Source organism: Acinetobacter shaoyimingii, assembly GCF_011578045.1.
Taxonomy (GTDB): domain Bacteria; phylum Pseudomonadota; class Gammaproteobacteria; order Pseudomonadales; family Moraxellaceae; genus Acinetobacter; species Acinetobacter shaoyimingii.
In genome coordinates this window covers 826,693-848,834 of sequence record NZ_CP049801.1, presented here as the reverse complement: position 1 = coordinate 848,834, position 22,142 = coordinate 826,693, and the positions used below count along the sequence as shown (strand labels likewise).

19 protein-coding genes are annotated in these 22,142 nt (G+C 37.6%); 5 read left to right on the top strand and 14 right to left on the bottom strand.

The window, feature by feature from the left end:
- Positions 1 to 59: 59 nt before the first annotated feature.
- The 6 genes from filF to filA form a co-directional block, all read right to left on the bottom strand.
- The gene (filF, locus tag G8E00_RS03895) at positions 60 to 1,985 is read right to left on the bottom strand and encodes a putative pilus system protein FilF (protein WP_166222073.1); all 1,926 of its coding nucleotides are present in this window, start codon (positions 1,983 to 1,985) and stop codon (positions 60 to 62) included.
- A gap of 18 nt (positions 1,986 to 2,003) precedes the next feature.
- Positions 2,004 to 3,272, bottom strand: a complete 1,269-nt coding sequence (filE, locus tag G8E00_RS03890) for a putative pilus assembly protein FilE (RefSeq protein ID WP_166222071.1) — start codon at positions 3,270 to 3,272, stop codon at positions 2,004 to 2,006.
- A 5-nt stretch (positions 3,273 to 3,277) separates the two neighbouring features.
- Positions 3,278 to 4,942, bottom strand: coding sequence for a putative pilus system OmpP1/FadL family transporter FilD (filD, locus tag G8E00_RS03885; RefSeq protein WP_166012761.1), 1,665 nt, complete (start codon positions 4,940 to 4,942; stop codon positions 3,278 to 3,280).
- Between the two features lie 12 nt (positions 4,943 to 4,954).
- Positions 4,955 to 6,157, bottom strand: a complete 1,203-nt coding sequence (gene filC / locus G8E00_RS03880) for a putative pilus system protein FilC (protein ID WP_166222069.1) — start codon at positions 6,155 to 6,157, stop codon at positions 4,955 to 4,957.
- 35 nt (positions 6,158 to 6,192) lie between these two features.
- A complete protein-coding gene (gene filB, locus G8E00_RS03875) occupies positions 6,193 to 7,026 on the bottom strand; it encodes a putative pilus system C39 family peptidase FilB (RefSeq protein ID WP_166222067.1) in 834 nt (277 codons plus the stop codon).
- A gap of 165 nt (positions 7,027 to 7,191) precedes the next feature.
- Positions 7,192 to 8,064 carry a putative pilus system protein FilA gene (filA, locus tag G8E00_RS03870; protein ID WP_166012758.1) on the bottom strand — a complete coding sequence of 291 codons (873 nt, stop codon included), beginning with the start codon at positions 8,062 to 8,064 and terminating at the stop codon, positions 7,192 to 7,194.
- A gap of 232 nt (positions 8,065 to 8,296) precedes the next feature.
- On the opposite strand from filA, the gene G8E00_RS03865 reads away from it, so the two are divergent.
- Positions 8,297 to 9,664, top strand: a complete 1,368-nt coding sequence (locus tag G8E00_RS03865; RefSeq protein ID WP_166222065.1) for an anthranilate synthase component I family protein — start codon at positions 8,297 to 8,299, stop codon at positions 9,662 to 9,664.
- A gap of 103 nt (positions 9,665 to 9,767) precedes the next feature.
- On the opposite strand, the gene hisC is transcribed toward G8E00_RS03865, so the two are convergent.
- The 8 genes from hisC to G8E00_RS03825 all read right to left on the bottom strand — a co-directional run bounded on the left by hisC (position 9,768) and on the right by G8E00_RS03825 (position 18,310).
- Positions 9,768 to 10,862 (bottom strand): histidinol-phosphate transaminase, encoded by a 1,095-nt coding sequence (gene hisC, locus G8E00_RS03860; RefSeq protein ID WP_166222063.1) that lies wholly within the window; start codon positions 10,860 to 10,862, stop codon positions 9,768 to 9,770.
- A 198-nt stretch (positions 10,863 to 11,060) separates the two neighbouring features.
- Positions 11,061 to 12,365 (bottom strand): histidinol dehydrogenase, encoded by a 1,305-nt coding sequence (gene hisD / locus G8E00_RS03855; protein ID WP_166226395.1) that lies wholly within the window; start codon positions 12,363 to 12,365, stop codon positions 11,061 to 11,063.
- A 201-nt stretch (positions 12,366 to 12,566) separates the two neighbouring features.
- Positions 12,567 to 13,604: a hypothetical protein gene (locus G8E00_RS03850; RefSeq protein WP_166222061.1), complete on the bottom strand. Its 1,038-nt coding sequence runs from the start codon at positions 13,602 to 13,604 to the stop codon at positions 12,567 to 12,569.
- Between the two features lie 356 nt (positions 13,605 to 13,960).
- Positions 13,961 to 14,659, bottom strand: a complete 699-nt coding sequence (hisG, locus tag G8E00_RS03845; protein ID WP_166222059.1) for an ATP phosphoribosyltransferase — start codon at positions 14,657 to 14,659, stop codon at positions 13,961 to 13,963.
- Positions 14,656 to 15,915: a UDP-N-acetylglucosamine 1-carboxyvinyltransferase gene (gene murA / locus G8E00_RS03840; RefSeq protein ID WP_166012754.1), complete on the bottom strand. Its 1,260-nt coding sequence runs from the start codon at positions 15,913 to 15,915 to the stop codon at positions 14,656 to 14,658. The genes hisG and murA overlap by 4 nt, the downstream gene beginning before the upstream one ends.
- A gap of 6 nt (positions 15,916 to 15,921) precedes the next feature.
- Positions 15,922 to 16,173 (bottom strand): BolA family iron metabolism protein IbaG, encoded by a 252-nt coding sequence (gene ibaG, locus G8E00_RS03835; protein ID WP_166222057.1) that lies wholly within the window; start codon positions 16,171 to 16,173, stop codon positions 15,922 to 15,924.
- Positions 16,174 to 16,317: 144 nt separating this feature from the next.
- Positions 16,318 to 16,653, bottom strand: a complete 336-nt coding sequence (hpf, locus tag G8E00_RS03830) for a ribosome hibernation-promoting factor, HPF/YfiA family (protein ID WP_166012752.1) — start codon at positions 16,651 to 16,653, stop codon at positions 16,318 to 16,320.
- A 187-nt stretch (positions 16,654 to 16,840) separates the two neighbouring features.
- Positions 16,841 to 18,310, bottom strand: coding sequence for an RNA polymerase factor sigma-54 (locus tag G8E00_RS03825; RefSeq protein ID WP_166222055.1), 1,470 nt, complete (start codon positions 18,308 to 18,310; stop codon positions 16,841 to 16,843).
- Positions 18,311 to 18,868: 558 nt separating this feature from the next.
- Between G8E00_RS03825 and G8E00_RS03820 the strand changes: the two genes are divergently transcribed.
- The 4 genes from G8E00_RS03820 (at position 18,869) to G8E00_RS03805 (ending at position 22,087) form a co-directional block, all read left to right on the top strand.
- Positions 18,869 to 19,723: an amino acid ABC transporter substrate-binding protein gene (locus tag G8E00_RS03820; RefSeq protein ID WP_406741461.1), complete on the top strand. Its 855-nt coding sequence runs from the start codon at positions 18,869 to 18,871 to the stop codon at positions 19,721 to 19,723.
- Between the two features lie 85 nt (positions 19,724 to 19,808).
- The gene (locus G8E00_RS03815) at positions 19,809 to 20,651 is read left to right on the top strand and encodes an amino acid ABC transporter permease (protein ID WP_166222050.1); all 843 of its coding nucleotides are present in this window, start codon (positions 19,809 to 19,811) and stop codon (positions 20,649 to 20,651) included.
- Between the two features lie 2 nt (positions 20,652 to 20,653).
- Entirely contained in the window at positions 20,654 to 21,331 is a 678-nt protein-coding gene (locus tag G8E00_RS03810) for an amino acid ABC transporter permease (RefSeq protein WP_166012748.1), read from the top strand.
- A 12-nt stretch (positions 21,332 to 21,343) separates the two neighbouring features.
- Positions 21,344 to 22,087: an amino acid ABC transporter ATP-binding protein gene (locus G8E00_RS03805; RefSeq protein WP_166012747.1), complete on the top strand. Its 744-nt coding sequence runs from the start codon at positions 21,344 to 21,346 to the stop codon at positions 22,085 to 22,087.
- Positions 22,088 to 22,142: the final 55 nt, after the last annotated feature.

The window sequence follows — 22,142 nt, the reverse complement described above, 5'->3', positions numbered from 1 at the left end:
TCGATAAAAAATCCATCATGAAGATGGATTTTTGATTGTAAATTTTCGCTTCTCAAAGATTACTTGGTTTTGACTTCATAACAATCAGGTAAACTCACCTCAATCGTACCGCTTGTACGTTTTGCCAAATCAATTTGTTGCTGAGACAAAACCGCATTTTTATTTTCTTGATTAAATACACTTTGATATGAAGCGTAAACATTCCCCCACTGAGCAACTTTGGTCTGGTTATTGTCCCAGCCCGAAATATTAATGCCTCGAGCGGTATTTTTGTCTACAATTAAATTCATTAAATTTAGACGAACACCATCTGATGCAAAACCTACTTGCTCATTTGAAAACACTTGATCTGTATAATTTAGACCAACTAATACACCATCAAGTTTTTCAAAAATTGGGTTTGCTAAAATCATACGCAATGTTATCGACTTATCATTACTACTCGAATTGACTGCCCCAGTTGTGCCAATACGATATTGCTGAACATTATCACTGTCCATCATAACGTTATTCACAGTTAAGCATTTATTCGATGTTAACGATGTTGCTGATCGATTGGTTCTAATATCCCCATTTTCATCAATCACGATACTCATTTGGACGGGTTCAATAGAACTATCACTAAAGTTAAATTTTAAATCTGCGTAGAGTGGAAAAATATAAACTTCGCCAGCTTTGGTATTGTTCGCTGTTAAAAATACATCACGATTTAAATACGTGGCTGGATTTGATTTAAACAGATCGATTGTGCCATCAAATTGTTTACCTGAATCGCTTTGACGCCATTTGCCGTAAGTACTACTGTCTGATGGTGCCTGCGTTTCACCAGATAAACTTTTATACACATCAAAATTGCCGGGAATAACATTTTGATTGATGAATTTACCTTGGTAAATCTGCATCACATCATTATTTTCAGGATTGGTTCTGAGCACCAATGGCGTAGCAATTTTCTGAGTGAACGGATTAATCCAATCTTTAATGTCAGTTAAATGCGTTCCACCAACACCAGTTTGTGAATAAGTATTTAATTTTTTCGGGGGCACTTGCGTCACCAATTTCATTCTTGAAATCAAAGATCCTGTTTGACCATTGCTCAAGTCAACTTTACCCGTCCACTGTAATGCATAGCCAACGGTATACCCTTGACGAGTAGTCAGCGCAATTAAATTACCAATTGAATCTTCAGTTTGACTACTTCCACTAAAGCCATTCAGATTTCCAACTAAAGTTTCAAGGGTCAAGAACGATGTAGAATAAATGTTTACATTGCTCAAATTACCCAATTGTTTTGCCACTTGAACTGCGACTGTTTCATTTACTTCAGAAATATTTAACCAAGGACTTAAGTCGCTTTCATAGGTTCCATCTAAGAAATCTGCCACAACAACATTTGCATCGAGTTTGCTTAGCTCATTTTTAAAGTTGGTGGTGATACTGATCGGTTGAACATCTCCCGCGACATATTCATTTTGCTTTACACCAATCGCTTGAAAAACACGAATGATACGTACCAACGTCTTGTAAGTATCATCCGACATGGTTTGGTTACTAATTTCTTTGCCTGTCATACCTTTGGCGATATCAGCAAGACTAATCAACGCAGCTTTATTTTCAATTTTTGTCGGTACGATTTGCTTTAAGTCCACCGTACCTAATTCTACTTTCCGACTGCTTTGTGAGCCCTGTAAATAAAAACTAATTTTGTCGCCTGTTAAACATGCACCTGTGGCAACATTGCCTTCTATCTTGGTCACAAAATGCTTGTTGACGACGCTACTACAGTCGAAATTTAACCCTTCAATCGGGTAATCGATAATAAAATTTTGACATTGGGTGTTTCCCACATCACAACCATTGGTCGTGGTTACAACACCCTGATATGGATCTTCATTGATCGTCGCACTTTCTCCGCCACCGCCACAACCTGACAAAGCAAGCACAAAAGTCGACAAACTTAATGGGAGTAATATCTTTTTTTTCATGATCTTATGCTCTAAAAATTATTGTAAAACAGTAAGCTTGATTTGCCCTTGATTACTGAGCTGGACGTTCTGGGCATCAATGGATTCAACCAATGGGGTCATAAACAAATAAACAGCCTGTGGAGGCTTGATCAAAACCCCTTCAAGTGCAGAATGACTAAAATTCGTTTCCGTTTTATTCTCATTTTTGAAACCACTCACACCTTCAATTACACAGCCCTGCTGATCTAGAAAGACAACAAATGGCCAATAAAAATTTGGATTGTTTTGAGAAGAAGCATAGGAAACCACTTGGATATTTTGAACACGCTGATCCAACTTCACGACTTCATAAGCAAATTTTTCTTTAATCGGCTTCACAGGCCAAATCCCTAATTCTTCTTTTTTTGCACCAAGCACCTTCGCTTTTTTAATTTTTTTGTCTGCAAAACAAGTCTGTTCTAAACTTTGTACAACATCATCTTTTGGCATTCGATAGTAGGTAGATGCTAAAACCACTGGTGTTTTCTCTTCTGCTTTTCCAGCATTGATAAACTTATTCAACACCGACTTGGTAATGCCTTTTTCTCTTTCTACAGTTTCGAATTTACGCCCTCCACCAAAATCTTGGGTCATATAAAACCGTTTACGTCCTTCTAGGTTAAATTCACGATCTTCTAGATATTCGTTATCAATATATTTGACACCGTCTATCACTGTTACCTTGGTCGGTTGAACTTCTTTTTTTGGTGACTTGTCTCGGTTAAAAATATTTTTCACCGATTGAGTTACACCAGAGACGATGCCTTTTGACTCTTGATTATTCTGATTTTTTTCTACATTAGGATGTTCAACATGAGACGTTGTAGCAGGCATTGTTATCGTCGATAAATGCTTTGAATCGATTTGATGTCCGCTTACATGATCTTGAGCATCCACACGAACCGTATTATTTTCGGATTGAGGTATCGAATGTACAACAGCTTGATCAGGTTGATGTCGAGTTTGAGATGAATCCGTATGTTTTATCTCATCGTTCACTATTGGCTGAGATAGCTGCTTTTGTCCAGAAGATCTATGGTTTACTGATTTCTCAACGTTTTTTTTACTGTCTTTGCGTTGAATCACCATTGGACGTCCATCTGGTCCAATAATGGTAAAAAAGTCTGCTGCGAACAACGGACAAGACACTACTGTCAAACAACCAATGAATCCTAAGTTTTTAAAATGCTTAGATAGATCAAAACTCATAAACTGAGCATGCATAGAGTGAAGATGAAATAGAGCTTGATGTTTTTTATGATTCATATCACTCACCATCTCGTCCTATAGTTAAGACCAAGAATCAATATTTTCGTATTGGTTGCGACATTCAAACCTGCATATGGATTTAAAAGCAGGTTATTGACGCCATCTTTGTTGGCAAGGCTACTTGTCCCCGCTGGAATATTGTCTCGGCTACGTAAGAATGCAACGGAAAGGTCTAAATCTGTGTCTTCATCAAAGCGATAGCCCACACCCAAACCAAACATTTGAGCATTGTTAATAGGGACCATGGTATTACGCTTATCATCTGGAATTGCACTGGTTCTCGGCTCATAGCCCGCTCGGAACTTCAAACGATCGTTAAATGTATATTCAACGCCAATTCCCCAGTTCCAAGCTGACTGGAAACCTAAAGGTAAAGACAATGATGTATCGGACACTTCATTTGACAATAACTTAGCGATTTTTAAAGCCGAAATCTGACGATCAAATTCAAACTTAAATTTGTCCCAAGATGAATAATCTGTCCAACCGACATCTACATTGACTTGTAAATTTGGCAGTACTTTGTATTTAATCCCAGCTTGCACATGCGATGGATATTCGAGATCCATAGAAACTAAACCAGATTCTGTTGGCGGAATAAAATCTGGAAAACCTAAAATTTTTGCTAAAACCTGCCCTGTGGTAGAAGTATTCAACCCTCTGATTAACTCACGTGGCGCATATGCATTGTTGATAAAATATTTGCCTTTTAAACGCATTTTTGCAGCGCTTTGATAGACCAAACCAAAACCGAAATCTTCATTTGGCTCCCAAAGTACCCCTAGGTTATAACTTGGACTTAAGGATTGCTCCATTGCCACTTCGAGTTGTCCAAATTTTCCAAAGGGGTTCATTCCCTCTTGTGCATTACAAATACCAAAAAGCAAGAGATCGGTAATTAGGTTTGAATTATCACGAAATTGCTTACAGATTTTTTCATCAATCATCCTCACCGCACCAATCAGCTCATTCGGAAAACGTAGTCCGGTATTCATGGCGATTGCTTGGTAAGACATACCGACAGAAGCACCAATAGAAAGTTGATCATTCACTTCATATGCAATGGTGGGGGATAAATAGGTAATCCGTTCAATGGCAATTTGTTGCCCCATGAAGTTACCTGGATTTCCATCTTCAGAGCCAAATCCAGCCATCAATGGTGCGTACACAGAGGTTGCATAAGTCAGTTTAGAACCAGGTGGATTATAGGAAATCCCAGCTGTAGGCGCTGCAATAGGCCAACCTTCACCAAGATCGACCATTTTCTTTAAAATAGGTACATAAAGGCTAGCATATTCAACATCGCCATTTACCACACCTTTATAATCGGTACAAATATCAGATGGATTATCGGCTGGATCATTACAAACTAAAGGATCATCTGAATAGCCAAAAACGTTATAGCCCGGTGGCGCAGAGAACTGACGTTCAACATCAAAGTTCGCAATCAAGCCTTGAACATCTGTATGTAAGCCCTTGAGTTTAGTCAGTGCCGCAGGGTTGAAATGTACAGCACTGATACCAGGTGGATCTGCTGTAACCGCATTACCCATACTCAACGATCTAACATCGACCGACAAATTTTGCCCCAATTGTGCCAATGCAGGGACAGAAAACCCCGTTAATAACATACCAATCACTAACGGGTGTAAACGAAGGTATTTCATACCATCACTCCGTTAGCTTGGTTTTTTCTTTCCAAAGCCTAAAATATCTAATGGGAAAGATAGACCTAGTGTTATATCTGGTGCATCTTCAGTCAAACCAATACCGATGGTACCGTTAACAATTGTTTCAGGACTTACACGAACACCCAATGCGACAGAGAACATCGCACTACTTTGTAAGGCCGCATTGAAACTTTCACCTGTCGTATACGAATATTTGGCATTGGTGTTAAATGACTGTTGATATGACATGGTCAGCGATACGTCATAGTTAAATGAGTAGGCGAAACCAAAAGAGAATCCACCACTAATTCCAGGATCAAAGGTATCTAAAATACGATACTTACCGTCACCACCTTCACCATTGGCATTACCACCACCACGAATTTGGTTTAACCCTGTTTCTTTAAAACCATAACTTGCCGACACAGAGGCAAAAAGTACAACAGGATCAATATATTTACGCGTACTTGCACCTAAGCCAACTGAATAATATCCCTTCCCTGTTTGAAGATCTTTTTCAGGATTAATTTCATAAGGACTATCACCCGTTTTAGTCGAAACAGAACCAAATAAAATCAGCGGTAAACGACCTGCTTTTAAAGGAAATGGTTCCCAACGTGCGCCAAAGCTAATATCACCTAAACCTGCGGTGGTAGTATCTTTTAAGCTGTCTGACTTCGCGACGAATGGTACTGAAGCACTTAAGGTTAAATTATCTCTTAAACCATATTGAGCTGAAAAAGTATTGGTAATCGTATGATTTGCATCTTCATCAATACGCAACTGACTAACGATACGATCATCAATAGCAGCATTGATTTGTGAATCGCGGTAATAGGTATAATCCAAATCATAGAAAGCTGAAAATTCACCTTTTTTGATTAATGAATATTGGCGTTCATTCGATGTGAACACTTCTTCTAAATTGGTTTTTTGACTGGCATCTCCTTCTTTTTGTTGTAATGCAGATGCAGCCGTTCCCTCTCTAGGAGCTAAAGAAGGCGTTTCATTTTGATCTATGCCAGTATCCGTGACTTGAGATTTTGCTTGGGTTTGTTGATCTGCTTTTAGTTCTTGGTTTGTTTTTGTTGCAGATAGTTCATCTAAAGAATTTGTTTCAGCGATAGTTGTTTGCTCTGCGGCATAAACTATCCCCATAGTCATTTGAATACTTAATGCAAGTAAAGTTTTTTTCATCCATTGATTATTCATTTTATATTCCTGCTCGCTTATTCATTTTATTTGTTTTACTTTCTCTTATAGTAAAGTCGCATAAAGGTATTGATGGGTTGATTATATGTCGGTGAATTTGGACCGGTATCGATCACTTTTCGCATTGTCGATGCACGATCAGCAATTTTGTTCATAAATTCGGGAGAGTTTTGAACCTCCACAATCGCATAGCGATTGATAGTGGCATCATCTACATGTCTTAAATCAGCTTCTTGTAATGCCAATAAATTTTTTTGTTGTTCTTGAGGAACATTAATGAGAAACATGGTGTTGTTCTCCCAAATCTCTTGAAATCGAGATTGATCGAAACTGATATTTCCCAATGCTGGGTCGGCGACATAGACACGACCATCTTTATAAGCTTTATAAACAACAAAATGCTTAAAACCCGCATAATTGATCGGGACAATTGCGGGTTGATTTTGTTTGATAAGATCTTCGAATTCGCCTTTATATCCACCGCTTTCATAACCTAAAGCAGTGACGAAACGCTTCATATCAAGAAGGGAAAAGCTACGACGTTCTATAATTCGGTTGTATTCACCAAATTTGAGTAAACCTTCCATCGTTTGTAATTCAGAGAGTTGTGTCCCCACAAATCCATTTAAAACAGTGGTTAATGCCGCAGAACCGCAACTGTAGTCATAGGCCTGACGAACAATGCCTCTGAACTGATTTTCCAATGCAGGTTTGATCATCACCACTTCACTGTGGTTACGTGCAAAAGACGGGTCTCTAGAATCTAATACTTCCGAATAATAAACCGCTTCAGGAGGTTTTTTTTTATTTTCAAGAGCATGGCTTGCAAAGTAATAAATAATTGCAGAACCTAATGTAATTTCTATCATAATCTTGGCTATTTAAATTTGGCGTCCATATGCCTATGTTTAATTTTTCAATTTTTTCTTCGTAACGTTTTATATACTTTCAATGTCATGTATTAATTTTATTGTTTTGCCACACTTCAAATAAGATCAAGAACGTATGCCTAGCACACGTTCTTGAACAGCGTCTTAGTGACCAGAGATAATGATCGTAGATGCACCCATATTTAGACCTTTAATTTCTACATCACCAATAGATGCTGCAGTTTTATCGCCTAAACGCACACCACTGATGTAAGCACTAATATCTTGTGCTACAGGGCGAATTTCGATTCCTTTGGTTGAAACACCAATTTTTGCATTGGCATCTAAGTATGTTTGACCAGTTTTAACCACTTGGATTTCATCAAGATGGATAGAACCACCGGCTGCATTGTCTTTAATACCAAGGTCAGTAAGTTTCAAACCACCTGCGATTTGTGAATCAAGCACAATCATTGCACCTTGAGGTGTAGCACCTAACTGGATATTTGCACCCACAGTACCAAGCTCAAGTGTTAAGCCTGTTAAAATTTCATTTACACTGCCATCAACTGCGCCACGAACAACTGAGCCTGCAGTTTTCACACCAGATTTACCCACGCCAATCGAACCGATTTCAGCTTTAAGACCAGTGATATTTGCTGCAACGTTTAAGAAAGCGCCATTTGGACCAGTACCTGCATCACTATCAATAACTAGATCAACTAAATTGGCATTTGGATCAGTTTGAGTAATTTTTACGCCAGGCGTTGCATCCCCTTTACCAATAACAATGGCACCTGCTGTATCTGTACCACCAAAACCAGCATCACCTGCTGCACCTTTAGCTGCTAAACCGGTATTATCATGTATGAGTACTTGACCAATTGTAATTGCACCACCATCCAATTTAATACCAATGCTGATACCATCTTGACCAGTCGTTGCACTTAGTGTTTCATCATCCATAGCTTGTAAAGCCATTGCGTTTCCACTGATTGCAATTGAAGAAACCAAAGCCAGTTTTGTAAATATTTTCATGTGTACTCTCCCAAGAGTATTTTTTATTACTATTCCTTGTTAACTACTCTGCGCTGTAGCAGCTGTTTTTTGTTATTTTAACAACTGTTACGTCAATCCTTGAGTAGTCCGGTTTGCATTGTTAAATTAACCTTATGAAAACATATCTTCAACACTTGTTTTTAAATTTTAAACAATTCCCGATAAACGGCGTTAATGTGATGTGGTCATCAAATATGGTAACATTTAAAAAATGAGTTCTAGTAACAATACATCAACAAATAATTTTCTCTTTTCTAAAGAATTAAGTCTTTGTTTTTTATCAAAGTCAGATATTCTAAAACAACTGAATTCATTATTTGGATGCGTCTATTTAGAAAATAACGGTCAACCTGTCATCGGTTTTTTGCCAGAAAAGTATTGTATTCAAATTCAAGATGTGCATCACGTTTTTGATCGCGATAAAGATTTGAAATACAAAAAGAACATTGATATTTCATCTTTATCAGATTTTATAATGTTTCAGAGTATGTCAAATCAAGATGAGTTTGGTTATTTCAATGGCGGATATATTGGATTTATTGACTATAATTTTGCCACCCAAGCACAAGTAAAGACCCAATTTCGTCAACAACCCAATGCATATTTGGGTTGCTATAAAAGCTTTATAAGAAACGAGAATAATCACTGGATATTTCACAGCTTAGAGTCAAATGCACAGGAAATATTTGATTTATTAGAAGAAATTATAAATCAACCGGATCAGTCAAATTTCAAACTCACAGCACCGTGCCATGCACAATGGAAAAAAAGCGAATACATACAAAGTTTTGAAAAAATTCAAGAATATATTGTCGCTGGAGATTGCTATCAAATTAATCTCACACAAGCGTTCACAGCAAAAGCTACAGGAAATTTGATTGAAACGGCTGAAGATTTTTGGTCACTCACCAATGCACCTTATGCTGGATATTTGAAATTAGATGAGTTTGAGTTACTCAGTTGCTCACCTGAGCTTTTCATTGATTTTAAAAATGAGCGTGAAATCGTTACACGCCCAATCAAAGGCACAATGCCCCGTTATGCAGATCCATTGCGCGATCAACAATCCAAAAATACGCTTAAACACTCTGAAAAAGATCAAGCTGAAAACTTAATGATTGTCGATTTATTACGTAATGATTTAAGTGTTTATGCTGAAAAAGGTTCTGTAAAAACACCGCAATTATTTGAAATTGAATCGTTTAATCAAGTTCATCATATGGTGAGTGAAGTCAGAGCAACGCTTAAAGCAGATGTTCACCCTTTTGACATGCTACTGTCAGCGCTTCCAGGTGGTTCGATCACGGGAGCTCCAAAAATTCGTGCAATGCAAATTATTGAAGAACTTGAAAGCTCACCACGTGGCGCATATTGTGGCTCAATGGGCTACTTTAATTTCGATGGGACTGGGTCTTGGAATATTTTAATTCGAAGTATTCAAAAATATCAGGATGATGTTTCTATTTGGGCAGGAGGCGGTATTACTATTGCTTCCAATGCCGATGCCGAATATCAAGAATGCTTTGATAAAGTGTCTGCAATGTTGGATTTATTAAATACTTGGTATCAGCCTGAATAAAGAAAAACCGAAATCACATCATTCTATGAGAATCTCCCCTAACCCCTCTTTATTAAAGAGGGGGATTTCCTCCCTTTTAAAAGGGAGGCTAGGAGGGATTAAGTTAAATTAAAATATCGTTTTTTAAGGTATCCACTAAACGCTGATTTTGCTCATCAGTTCCAATGGTAATACGCAAGAATTGATTAATCCGTGGCTTATTAAAATAACGCACAATAATGCCACGTTCACGTAACTCACTTGCCAATTCACCGGCATCTTTACTTGGCAATGATGCAAAGATAAAGTTCGCTTTAGATGGTAATACTTTAAAACCAATTTCAGCGAGTTGCTCAACCAGTTTTTCACGGCTGGCGATGACTTTGGCATTTTGTGCTTCAAAGTATTCCTGATCTTCAAATGAAGCCACCGCAGCAGCAATCGCAAAACGATCCATTGGATAAGAGTTAAAGCTATTTTTTACCGCTTCAAGTGCTGCAATCAAATGTGGCTGCGCAATGGCAAAACCAACACGTAAACCTGCAAGCGAACGTGATTTAGACGTGGTTTGGCAAACGACGAGATTCTCATATTTTTCCACCAAAGCAACAGCAGATTCCGCGCCAAAATCGACATATGCTTCATCAATCACCACAACTGAATCAGGGTTTGCTTGAAGCACTTCTTCAATCGCAGACAATCCTAATGCAATACTGGTTGGTGCATTCGGATTGGTAATAATAATCCCGCCATTTGGCTGTTTATAATCATCCACCACAATTTCAAAATCATCGTTGAGTGGCAAAATTTTAGTCTTTGATGCCAAACCAAAAAATTGACTATAAACAGGATAGAAGCTGTAGGTAATATCAGGATAAAGAATGGGCTTATCTTGCACAAAAAATGCTTTGAAGATATGTGCTAAAACTTCGTCTGAACCATTACCGACAAAGACATTTTCTACAGGAACAGATTGCTGTTTTGCAATGGCTTGTTTTAATGCTGTTGCATCTGGGTCGGGATATAAACGCAATACATCGGCATTATTTTCTAAAACCGCTTGTACGGCTGCAACCACTTTCGGTGACGGCGGATACGGGTTTTCATTGGTATTCAATTTTAATAAATTTTGGATTTTGGGTTGTTCACCTGGTGTGTACGGTTCTAACTCACGTACTTCAGGGCTCCAAAAACGCATTTGTTCTGTAGTGATCGACATTTTATTTTCTCGGAGTTCCCTCTCCTTTTAGGAGAGGGTTAGGGAGAGGTTATCATTCCCCTTTCCTAACCTCCCCAAACCATATGTGGCGCAAGAGAGGACTAACTCATTTCTAAATCAATGTTATCTAGTCTTTGAACTTTTTCTTCTACATTATTGAGCAGAAGATTCCTCTAAGACTAGCACTCTATAATGAAATCAATCTTGATAACGATAACGTGCAGAGCGTGCATGGGCATCCAAGTTTTCTTGTTGTGCCAAAATATCTGCAGTTTTCGCTAAAGTTTTCACGCCTTGCTCAGAACACATGATCAAGCTTGAACGTTTTTGGAAATCATATACGCCAAGTGGTGATGAAAAACGTGCTGTCCCTGATGTTGGTAAAACATGGTTTGGACCTGCACAGTAATCACCAATTGCTTCTGGCGTATAACGTCCCATGAAGATGGCACCTGCATGGCGAATATCTTCTGCCATTGCTTCAGCTTCATCTAGACACAACATCAAATGCTCAGGCGCAACTTGATTAATCAGTTCGATACCTTCAGCACGGTCTTTGACCAAAACCAATGCGCCACGGTTTTCAATTGACGTACGCGCAATATCTGCTTTTGGTAAAGCTTGTAAATGCTTTTCAATCCACTGTTCAACTTCATTCAATAAAGTTTCATCTGGGGTAATGAAGACTGCTTGTGCCACTGTGTCATGCTCAGCTTGTGACAATAAATCCATAGCTAACCATTCAGCATTATTTGTACCTTCTGCATACACTAAAATTTCAGAAGGACCTGCAATCATGTCAATACCGACTTGACCAAATACCGCACGTTTTGCCGCAGCCACGAAACGGTTACCCGGTCCTGTAATTTTATCGACAGAAGGAATTGTTTCTGTACCATAAGCTAAAGCCGCAACTGCTTGCGCACCACCAATAGTAAATACACGACTCACACCTGCCAAATACGCTGCTGCAAGTACCAATGGATTTAACTCACCATTTGGGGCTGGTACCACCATGATAATTTCAGGCACACCAGCAACATGTGCAGGAACAGCATTCATCAGCACTGAAGATGGATAAGACGCCAAACCACCTGGTACATAAATACCGACACGGTCAAGCGGTGTCACTTTTTGACCCAAGGTATTGCCTAAAGCATCAACATAGGTCCAACCATCTTGCTTTTGCGCTTGATGGAATTCGCGAACACGATTGGCTGCAAGCTCTAGTGCTTCACGTACTTCCGTTGTTAAACCTTCAAATGCTGCTTTTAACTCGTCTTGTGTCAGTTCTAGATCTGAAAATTGATGCGCTGGATGTCGATCGAACTGTTGAGTGAGTTTAAGCACATGTGCATCACCATGTTGGCGCACATCCGCAATAATTTGGTCTACTGTTTTTAAAAGCTCAGGATCACTCACTGTTTCAAAAGCCAACAAGTCTTTAAAAACTTGCTTGAAGTTCTGCTCTTGAGTCGATAAACGTCGCATCAATTTACCCACAAGGTTGTTTATAGAAAGATTAAGTTTACCTTGTTTCATAGGCTTTGTGGGCATGAAATTGAATGAACTAGAACATTAGTCAATAAACAAATATGACAAAAGATCTCATTTTAAATTCAACAAATTGTTAAATTAACTTTCAGATATAAAAAAGACGTTTCTTGTATAGATCATTGTAAGGAACGTCTCTTTTACTAAATTTTAATTTTTACTGCCAATAATCGTTGACCATAATAAATCGCCCACTTTTTCACCTTTAAATTCGATACTCGCATTAAGTGATTGATCTGTTAATTGTTTGACTATAATTGTATTATCAACATTGTATTGATCTTCAATATTTAATACCCCTCCAGCATTTGGTAAATGATGATAAATCAAACCCAATTTGTTCATTTTAAAAGGATTCAAAACATCAGTTTGATATGTAAACTTATATCTAAACGTTGCATTTAAGGGTTGACCAATAATTGTGCCATTCGTAGTTAAGGTACGAACATTATCTTCCGTTTTTAGCTGATAATCGTAATTTTTAGCTTGTAAATACTCCTTACTATTCGTACTAAATGTTTCACCCTCTCCTCCATTGCCATTTTCAACAACGCGCTGATAGGTCAAATTCCCTATTTTATATTGCTCAATTTTTATTGATCCTATCTGCTGTACAATTTTTTGAATGGAGCCTGAAACTAGGTATTCATCTTTAAGGCTAAAATCCACATTCGAACCATATCTGACACCAGTAAAGGTGATCGTAGTTGTATCACCAGTAACAGTTTTTGTAATTTGCGAACCACTCTTAAAAGTTTTATCCAACATCACACAATTTTTATTGACCGTCAACGTTTGTGAATCAGTCGATTCTGTTAGGCTTGAACATGTGATATTTTTCCAAGTAAATATTTTATCCCCCATGTTATACAATTGAACTAAACGTCCCGTTCTAGCAATTGGATAATCCGCAAAAACTTCTCCAATCATATGTCCTAAAGCTCTATTGTAATTCGTACTTCCTGATACTGTTCCATTAAAAAGATCTTTTAATGAGGTGAGTAAATCAGTATTTTCAAATGGAATAAAATCTTCAGAAAGTTCAGGTGAAATTGCTTCTGGTAAGTTTTCTGGTAAATCATCAGTATTATCAGATCCACCATCACTCCCACCACCACATGCAACTAAACCACTGGTAAGTAATACAGTAAACATTGCCATTTGATATTTTTTAACTAAACTCTGCATTTTGTGCCCCTTAATTTTATTTAAAAACTGCTTTAATTTTTTTATACAAATATTTATAAAAATTAAGCTCTTTTATAATGATTTAGCGTTTTTTTTAATCAATTCTATATTACACAACAAAATATTTATCCAACAAAAGTATGGTTATTATTAATTAAATATCATACACTTAATATGCGTTAGCGCTCTTTATCCTAATTTTTATTGTTATAAATACCACAAATTTTTATTTATATTATTTTATTTGCATATTATCAATTAATACATGTTTTAATGCTCACATTTGCATATTATTGCTTTTATCTTCACATATTAAAAAACCGCCCTTTCGGACGGTTTTTCTAACTTAAATCAAATTAGGCTTTCTTCGCTTCTCTTTCTTCCACTGCTTTTTCAAGCTGCGCAAGAATTGGATTAAGCAAGGTTTGCTTACGTTTAAAGCTGGCTTTGTTCACAATTAAACGTGAAGACACTTTGCAAATCTCTTCAAGTGGTTCAAGACCATTGGCACGGAGTGTATTACCAGTGTCGACAACGTCCACAATGTAATCACCTAAACCCACAAGTGGTGCAAGTTCCATAGAACCGTAAAGCTTAATAACATCGACTTGCTCACCTAAGCTTGCATAGTATTGACGGGTTAAGTTCACATATTTAGTGGCAATTTTTAAACGACCTTTCGGACGTTCCATCCCTACTTTACCCGCTGTCATTAACTTACAGTTGGCAATTTTTAAGTCCAATGGTTCATAGACATTTTGAGCACCATGCTCCATCAGCACATCTTTACCCGCAACACCAATATCTGCCGCACCATTTTCAACATAAGTCGGTACGTCAGATGCACGTAAAATCAAAATACGCACATGTTTATGTGTGGTTGGGAAAATTAACTTACGTGATTTATCTGGATCTTCCAGTAAGTTAATTCCAGCTGTTTCAAGTAAAGGCAACGTTTCTTTCAAGATACGACCTTTACTTAATGCCAATGTTAAACCATGATCAAAATTTCCCATTACATCAAAATTAGGATCATCGTTTCTCATATCGCTCATGAACTTACTCGCTTAATTTGGGCACCTAAACCTTGTAATTTTGCTTCAATATCTTCGTAACCACGGTCGATATGATAAATACGATCAATCAAGGTTTCGCCTTCAGCCGCCAATGCTGCTAAAACTAAAGAAAAAGAAGCACGTAAATCTGTAGCCATTACTGGAGCAGCAGAAAGTTTTTCTACACCAGTAACAACTGCATCATTACCTTCAACCTGAATGTTTGCCCCCATACGTGACAATTCAGGTACATGCATAAAACGGTTTTCAAAAATCGTTTCAGAAATGGTTGCAAAACCACGACCAATGGCATTGACTGCCATCAATTGCGCTTGCATATCTGTTGGGAAATCTGGGTGTGGTAATGTACGGAAACTTACGGCTTTCGGACGTTTACCCATCATATCCAGCTCGATCCAGTCATCTCCACGGGTCACTTCCGCGCCCATTTCTTCAAACTTTTCAAGCACAGATTCCATCAATGCTGGATCAGTATGTGTAGTCTTAATTTTACCGCCAGTAATCGCCGCAGCAGCCAAATATGAACCTGTTTCAATACGATCTGCTACAACTGCATGTTCACAACCATGTAAGCTCTCAACACCAGTCACAACCAGAGTGTCTGTATCGATACCTTCAATTTTTGCGCCCATTTTCACAAGCATATTAGCAAGATCTGTGATTTCTGGTTCACGTGCTGCGTTACGAATAGTGGTCACACCTTCCGCTAAAACAGCAGCAGTCAAAATATTTTCGGTACCACCAACAGTGACCATATCAAAGACAACTTCACCACCTTTTAAGCGGCCGTCAACTTTGGCATGTACATAACCATTTTCAACTTCAATGTGTGCACCTAAAGCCTCAAGCGCTTTTAAATGCTGATCGACTGGACGAGAACCAATGGCACAACCACCCGGTAAAGACACTTTTGCACTGCCATAACGAGCAACCAATGGACCTAATACCAAAATAGATGCACGCATGGTTTTCACCAATTCGTAAGGCGCGAATTGATTGTCTAAAGTTGAAACATCAGCGGTCACTTTGTCACCCTCATAGGTCATGGTGACACCTAAACCACTAATCAGTTTAACCAGTGTATTTACATCCTTGAGATTAGGTACATTGGTCAATGTAATAGGAGAATCTGCAAGAATCATGGCTGCGAGTAATGGCAAAGCCGCATTTTTTGCACCAGAAATGCGTACTTCACCTTGTAGCGTTACACCGCCAGTGATTAAAAATTTATCCATAGATCTTTAAGCTCCGAAAAGACTAGCTTTGCGCCATTCTTCTTTTGTCATCGCACGAATCGTCACTGCGTGTACTTCGCCACTTTTAATATAGTCATTGAGAGGAGCATAAACAGATTGTTGACGGGCAACCGTACGTTTACCCTCAAATTGATCATCTACAATACGGAGGTCAAACTTACCACCTTGTCCACTCACCGCAACATCAGCAGTAGGGAAAGCAGCTTTTAAAATTTCAGTGAGCTGTTCACTATTCATTGCAAAGACCCCTTATTGGACGATCAAATTGTAAAAACCGTGTATTTTACTATAACTCTGTAAATTAATTCATTAACTGATACGATTTATCTATAAAAAAAAGAGGTCTTTCAACCTCTTTTTACAGCAATTCCCTAATAAAGTTTACGAAATGGGAAGTGGCTGAAAGTTCATCTGCATTTTACGGTAGCGTGTAAGCTGTTTTTTTATTTTTTCTGTCAATTTTTTTATTGATGCATACATATCGTCCCCTGTAGCTTGTGCAAAAAATTCGATTCCTGGCAATCTCACAATGGCTTCAGCAATATGATTGGCACTTCCTTTTTTGGATCGTTTATCGATTTGATGATCTTTGCTTAGTTTCACTTGCATACTGTTCACCTGATCGAGGTGCTTCGTCATCTGTGAAAACTTAAAACGAATATTTTCTTCAATTGCTGGGGTAATACTTAAATGATGTCCGCGAATTGTTATTTGCATGATTCTATCCCTCTCCTGCATGAAGTAGTGAGCAAGACAGCGCCAAAACGATTGCATCCACAATGCTTTCCACGAAAATAGCCTGTGTCATATCATTGATGTGATCATTAAAGCTTTGCCTCGCAGAATAAAAAAGAGATTCATTACGTTGTCATAATGAATCTCTAGAATAATCTCACTTCAATTTTTAGATCAAGACTTTTCGATCAGATGATGAAGGAATATGTAACGATTCTCGATATTTTGCGACCGTCCTTCGTGCCACATCAATACCATCTTCTTTGAGTATATTTGCTAAAGAATTGTCGGATAAAGGCTTACGTGGATTTTCTTCTGAAATCAGTTTTTTAATTTTCGCGCGTATGGCAGTGGATGATGCCTCGCCACCTGTGGTTGTGCCCACATGACTTGAAAAGAAATATTTCAATTCGAATAATCCACGAGGTGTGAGCAAATATTTATTGGTGGTGACTCGAGAAACTGTCGATTCATGCAGCTCGACTTCATCAGCAACATCACGAAGCACCATCGGTTTCATGCCTTCTGCACCAACCTCAAGAAACTCACGTTGATGCTCAACAATACAACTGGCTACTTTTAATAATGTTTTATGGCGCTCATCCACACTCTTAATAAAGTTTTTTGCCTCTAACATTTGATTACGCAGATACTGATTATCATCACTTGGATCAGCACGACGAATCATATTGGCATAAAAAGAATTCACTCGAAGTTTAGGCAAAATATCGGGGTTGAGTTGAACATGCCAAGTATCATTTTTTTTCGATACTACGACATCAGGTATTTGATAATCTTGTTCTTTATCTTCAAACTCCAAACCTGGATAGGCTTTTAATGTTTTGAGCAATTCGACTGTGGGTTTGAGCTGGTCCTGTTTTAAACCACTTTGTTTGAGTAAACGATTTAAATCATTCGCAATTAATAATTCATAATGCTTGAGTAAAATTAATGCTTCTCGACGATATTCCGTGTCATTTGGCAACTGTTCAACTTGAATAAATAAACATTCAACTAAGCCTCTAGCTCCAACACCTGTAGGCTCAAGACGTTGAATATGTTTGAGCACCACCACCACTTCATCTAACTCAACTTCTTCATCATAATCCATTTGTTCAAGTAGCTGTTGAACTGAGGTTTGAATCTCTTCTAAATCGGCCTCTAAAAAACCCTTATCATCTAAAGCATCAACAATACAGTGTGCGATCAGTCGATCTACAGGCGTAAAGTTCAGCAAATTGACCTGTTCTAAGACATGTTGTTTTAAAGAGACATGGCCGAAACGATTGTCTTCACGTTCTTCAAAATCTGGCATTTCCATTGCGGTAGATTGATGCGTATAGACATCGTCCCAATCTGTATCTACAGGTAAGTCATTGGGTAGATGGTCGGCATTTAATTCATTGGTTAAATCTTTTGAAGATTGTTGTTCATTTTTAAGTTGTTCATTTTGGATTTGCTCTAAACTTTCAGCGAAGTTGTCATCTTCAACTTTCTCAAGCAAAGGATTGGTTTCAAGTTGCAACTGTACTTCTTGTTCTAATTCAAGACTTGAAAGTTGCAATAATCGAATCGCTTGTTGTAATTGAGGGGTTAAGGACAAAGAATTTGCTACTTTTAGTCCTACAGATAACTTCATAACGAATTAAATCCCTCTATTCTATATTTTGTAGCAAGAAATATGCCTAATTTTTTATATCACAACTTCAGATTTTTAGGTAGCGTTTTTAAACAATAAAAATTAGATGGAAAAATATAATTTAATTATTCTTAATCAATCACTTTATTTTAATTAAGTCGGCTTAACATCAAAGATTTACGCTATAAATTGACACAATTAAGATTAGATTTTATTTTATAATTCATCAAAAAATAACCTGATATTTCCGATAAAGCGTAATACGCATTTTGAATAAATCGATTTTTAAAGTAACAAAATCACAGAGATTTTCTGTTTCTATCATTTTCAATTTTTTTAAGCAAAATACATATCGTTTTTTATTCTTTACTTATTGCAAGTGAAGGTATAAAAATAATTGTAGGATGAATATTAATCATACTCACGGAACATGGTATGAATTTTGAATAACCATTCAACTGGTAATTTAAGAAATTAAATGAAACATCAAAATTAGAAATGGAGATTTCTTCAATGAACACAGTGTCAAAAAAATTATTTATTTCAACAATCGGTTTAATGTTTGCAACAGGTGCGATCACTCAAACTCAAGCTGCAGATACAATTGCTAAAATTAAGAAATCTGGAAAAGTAGTTATCGGTTATCGTGAGTCTTCTGACCCGATTTCATATATTGTGGGTGGCAAACCTATGGGTTATGCCATTGATATTTGTAATAACTTTGCCAATACTTTAAAGAAAGACTTAAAGTTACCGAACTTAAAAGTCGAATATAAAGCCGTGACATCATCGACACGTATTCCAGAAATGTTAGCCGGAAACATTGATATGGAGTGCGGTACAACAACCAACTCAATTCAACGCCAAGAACAAGTGAACTTTTCAACCAACTACTTTGCCACAGAAGTGCGTATGGTGGTTAAGGCAACTTCCCCAATTAAAAGCTTAGCAGATCTAAATGGTAAAGCCGTTGTGACGACTCAAGGAACAACATCTGACAAATACATTAAGATGGGTGAAAAAGGCGAAAAAATTAACGTCAACAACGTTTATGGTAAAGATCACTCTGACTCATTTGCCATGGTTGCGTCAGGTCGTGCTGCTGCATTTGTCATGGATGATAATATTTTAGCGGGCTTGGTTGCTAAATCTTCAAAACCAAAAGATTTTAAAATTGTAGGTCCTATTTTATCTTCTGAACCATATGGCATTATGTTGCCTAAAGGAGATGCTGCATACAAAGCCATTGCGGACAAAGTCGTTAATGAAATGTGGAAAAATGGTCAAATTGCAGCGCTATACAAAAAATGGTTCTTATCGCCTATTCCACCAAAAAATATTAACTTAAATATGCCAATGAGTGTTTCATACAAGAAACTTCAAGCAAGTCCAAATGATGCAGGCATTAAATAATTCACTTTATAAAAATCAAATAACGGTCAAAGCATAGGATTCGCTTTGACCGAATTAATTATAAAATGATTTTCAAGGAGCACACATGTCAGTTGGCTTGCTTAAATGGACAGCTTTTTGTGCCGAATCCAATGAGTATAGTTTAGATAAAGCGGCTTGGGCAGAATCAGTTTGCAAAGTTATTGGTGGGGAAAGTTATTCACCTGTTGCTGATGCACCAACTTGGTTACAGCTTTTAGGTTCAGGTGTTTGGACAATGGTCTGGACTGCCCTTATCGCCTTTATTATTGCTTTCTTGTTAGGCTCTTTAATTGGCATCATGAGAACACTCCCCAATAAAATTCTGAGCTTTATTGGTACATGTTATGTCGAACTTTTTCGAAATATCCCTTTAATTGTGCAATTATTTTTCTGGGCCTTTGTATTTCCAGAATTACTTCCATTGAGTTTAAGTACTGGAAGTGGCGAAATGGTACATGGCGGATGGTGGCAAAATATCTTAAATGATAATCCTGCCATTATTGGTGTATTTGCATTAGGTTTATACACCGCAGCGCGAATTGCTGAACAAGTACGCGCAGGTATTACCACGGTTTCTCAAGGTCAAAAAAATGCAGCTTTTGCACTGGGGCTTTCTCAAAATCAAAGCTATCGCTATGTGATTTTACCCGTCGCATATCGTATTGTCTGGCCGACCATTACCTCTGAAGCAATGAATGTTTTTAAAAATTCAGCCATTTTATTTGCCTTAAGTGTGCTCAATTTCTTTGCTTATACCAAAACTATGCGTGAAGAAACTTCACAGGATATTGTCATCCTTGTGCTGTCTACACCAGTGTATTTAATCATTACTTATTGCATTAAATACTTAATGGCTTGGATTGAAAAACGCATGGCCGTTCCTGGTCTCGGCTCAGGAGGTAAGTAATCATGGATTTTAGTATTCTACAAAATGAAGATGTGATTACCACCCTTCTACAAGGTTTTAAATTCACATTAACCGTGACCATCCTATCCATCATTGGCGGAATACTCATTGGTACCCCAATCGCGATGATGCGCTTATCCAACAGTAAAATTGCCAGTGGATTTGCCAAATTTTATGTCGATTTTTTCCGTGGTGTACCACTGATTCAAGTCATCTTTATTTTTTACTTTTTATTGCCTAAATTTTTTGATTTCCAATATCACACCTATTGGGGACCATTATTTTCAAGTGTCGTCACATTTGCCATATTTGAAGCAGCATTTTTCTCTGAAATTGTACGCTCAGGGATTCAATCTGTATCACGAGGTCAAGTCAATGCAGGATATGCACTAGGTATGACCTATGGGCAAACCATGTCAAATGTTGTTCTGCCACAAGCATTTAGGAATATGTTACCTGTGATTTTGACGCAATCTATCGTGCTCTTCCAAGATGTATCTTTGGTTTATGTGATTAGTGCGCCTGACTTCTTAGGCAATGCCAATACCCTTGCCAATACTTACGGTTCAGAAACCAAAGCCGTTTTCTATTTGGTTGTTGCCATTATTTACTTTGTTATTTCCTTTACGCTTTCACGTTTAGTGAAACGTTTACATCAAAAAATAGCCATAATTCGTTAAGGGAGAATCGAAATGCCAATGATAGAAATACAACATATCTCAAAATGGTATGGAGATTTTCAGGTTTTAACAGATTGCACGACATCTATTGAAAAAGGTGAAGTGGTTGTTGTGTGTGGACCTTCTGGTTCAGGTAAATCAACACTGATTAAAACGGTTAACGCTTTAGAGCCATTTCAAGAAGGCAATATTATTGTCGATGGTACACTGCTTAAAGATCCGAAAACTAATTTAGACCAATTCCGTTCACGTGTAGGTATGGTGTTTCAACACTTTGAACTTTTTCCACATATGACTGTTTTGGAGAATTTAACTTTAGGTCAGATCAAAGTTTTAAACCGTTCTAAAGAGGAAGCAAAGAAAAAAGCGCTGCAATATTTAGATCGAGTTGGATTAACTGCACATAAAGATAAGTTTCCAGGACAATTATCGGGGGGTCAACAGCAACGTGTCGCGATTGCACGTGGATTATGTATGGATCCAGTGTGTATGTTATTTGATGAACCAACCTCTGCCCTTGACCCTGAAATGGTGGGAGAAGTACTAGATGTTATGACGCAACTGGCTAAAGAAGGCATGACCATGATGTGTGTAACCCATGAAATGGGCTTTGCACGAAAAGTCTCAAGTCGTGTGATTTTTATGGATCAAGGTAAAATTTTAGAAGACTGTCCAACCCAAGACTTCTTTAATAAACCAGAAGAACGCCATGAACGGACAAAAATTTTCTTAGATAAAATTTCTGCGGTGCATTGATCAATATATAAAACTTTTATGGGTTTATAGACAATTTTCATCTAACACTCTCTTT

Bases quoted from the DNA above. Each gene is read 5' to 3' on its own strand.
- filF (WP_166222073.1), bottom strand. From the start codon at position 1,985: ATGAAAAAAAAGATATTACTCCCATTAAGTTTGTCGACTTTTGTGCTT.
- filE (WP_166222071.1), bottom strand. From the start codon at position 3,272: ATGAATCATAAAAAACATCAAGCTCTATTTCATCTTCACTCTATGCAT.
- filD (WP_166012761.1), bottom strand. From the start codon at position 4,942: ATGAAATACCTTCGTTTACACCCGTTAGTGATTGGTATGTTATTAACG.
- filC (WP_166222069.1), bottom strand. From the start codon at position 6,157: ATGAATAATCAATGGATGAAAAAAACTTTACTTGCATTAAGTATTCAA.
- filB (WP_166222067.1), bottom strand. From the start codon at position 7,026: ATGATAGAAATTACATTAGGTTCTGCAATTATTTATTACTTTGCAAGC.
- filA (WP_166012758.1), bottom strand. From the start codon at position 8,064: ATGAAAATATTTACAAAACTGGCTTTGGTTTCTTCAATTGCAATCAGT.
- G8E00_RS03865 (WP_166222065.1), top strand. From the start codon at position 8,297: ATGAGTTCTAGTAACAATACATCAACAAATAATTTTCTCTTTTCTAAA.
- hisC (WP_166222063.1), bottom strand. From the start codon at position 10,862: ATGTCGATCACTACAGAACAAATGCGTTTTTGGAGCCCTGAAGTACGT.
- G8E00_RS03850 (WP_166222061.1), bottom strand. From the start codon at position 13,604: ATGCAGAGTTTAGTTAAAAAATATCAAATGGCAATGTTTACTGTATTA.
- hisG (WP_166222059.1), bottom strand. From the start codon at position 14,659: ATGAGCGATATGAGAAACGATGATCCTAATTTTGATGTAATGGGAAAT.
- murA (WP_166012754.1), bottom strand. From the start codon at position 15,915: ATGGATAAATTTTTAATCACTGGCGGTGTAACGCTACAAGGTGAAGTA.
- ibaG (WP_166222057.1), bottom strand. From the start codon at position 16,173: ATGAATAGTGAACAGCTCACTGAAATTTTAAAAGCTGCTTTCCCTACT.
- hpf (WP_166012752.1), bottom strand. From the start codon at position 16,653: ATGCAAATAACAATTCGCGGACATCATTTAAGTATTACCCCAGCAATT.
- G8E00_RS03825 (WP_166222055.1), bottom strand. From the start codon at position 18,310: ATGAAGTTATCTGTAGGACTAAAAGTAGCAAATTCTTTGTCCTTAACC.
- G8E00_RS03820 (WP_406741461.1), top strand. From the start codon at position 18,869: ATGTTTGCAACAGGTGCGATCACTCAAACTCAAGCTGCAGATACAATT.
- G8E00_RS03815 (WP_166222050.1), top strand. From the start codon at position 19,809: ATGTCAGTTGGCTTGCTTAAATGGACAGCTTTTTGTGCCGAATCCAAT.
- G8E00_RS03810 (WP_166012748.1), top strand. From the start codon at position 20,654: ATGGATTTTAGTATTCTACAAAATGAAGATGTGATTACCACCCTTCTA.
- G8E00_RS03805 (WP_166012747.1), top strand. From the start codon at position 21,344: ATGCCAATGATAGAAATACAACATATCTCAAAATGGTATGGAGATTTT.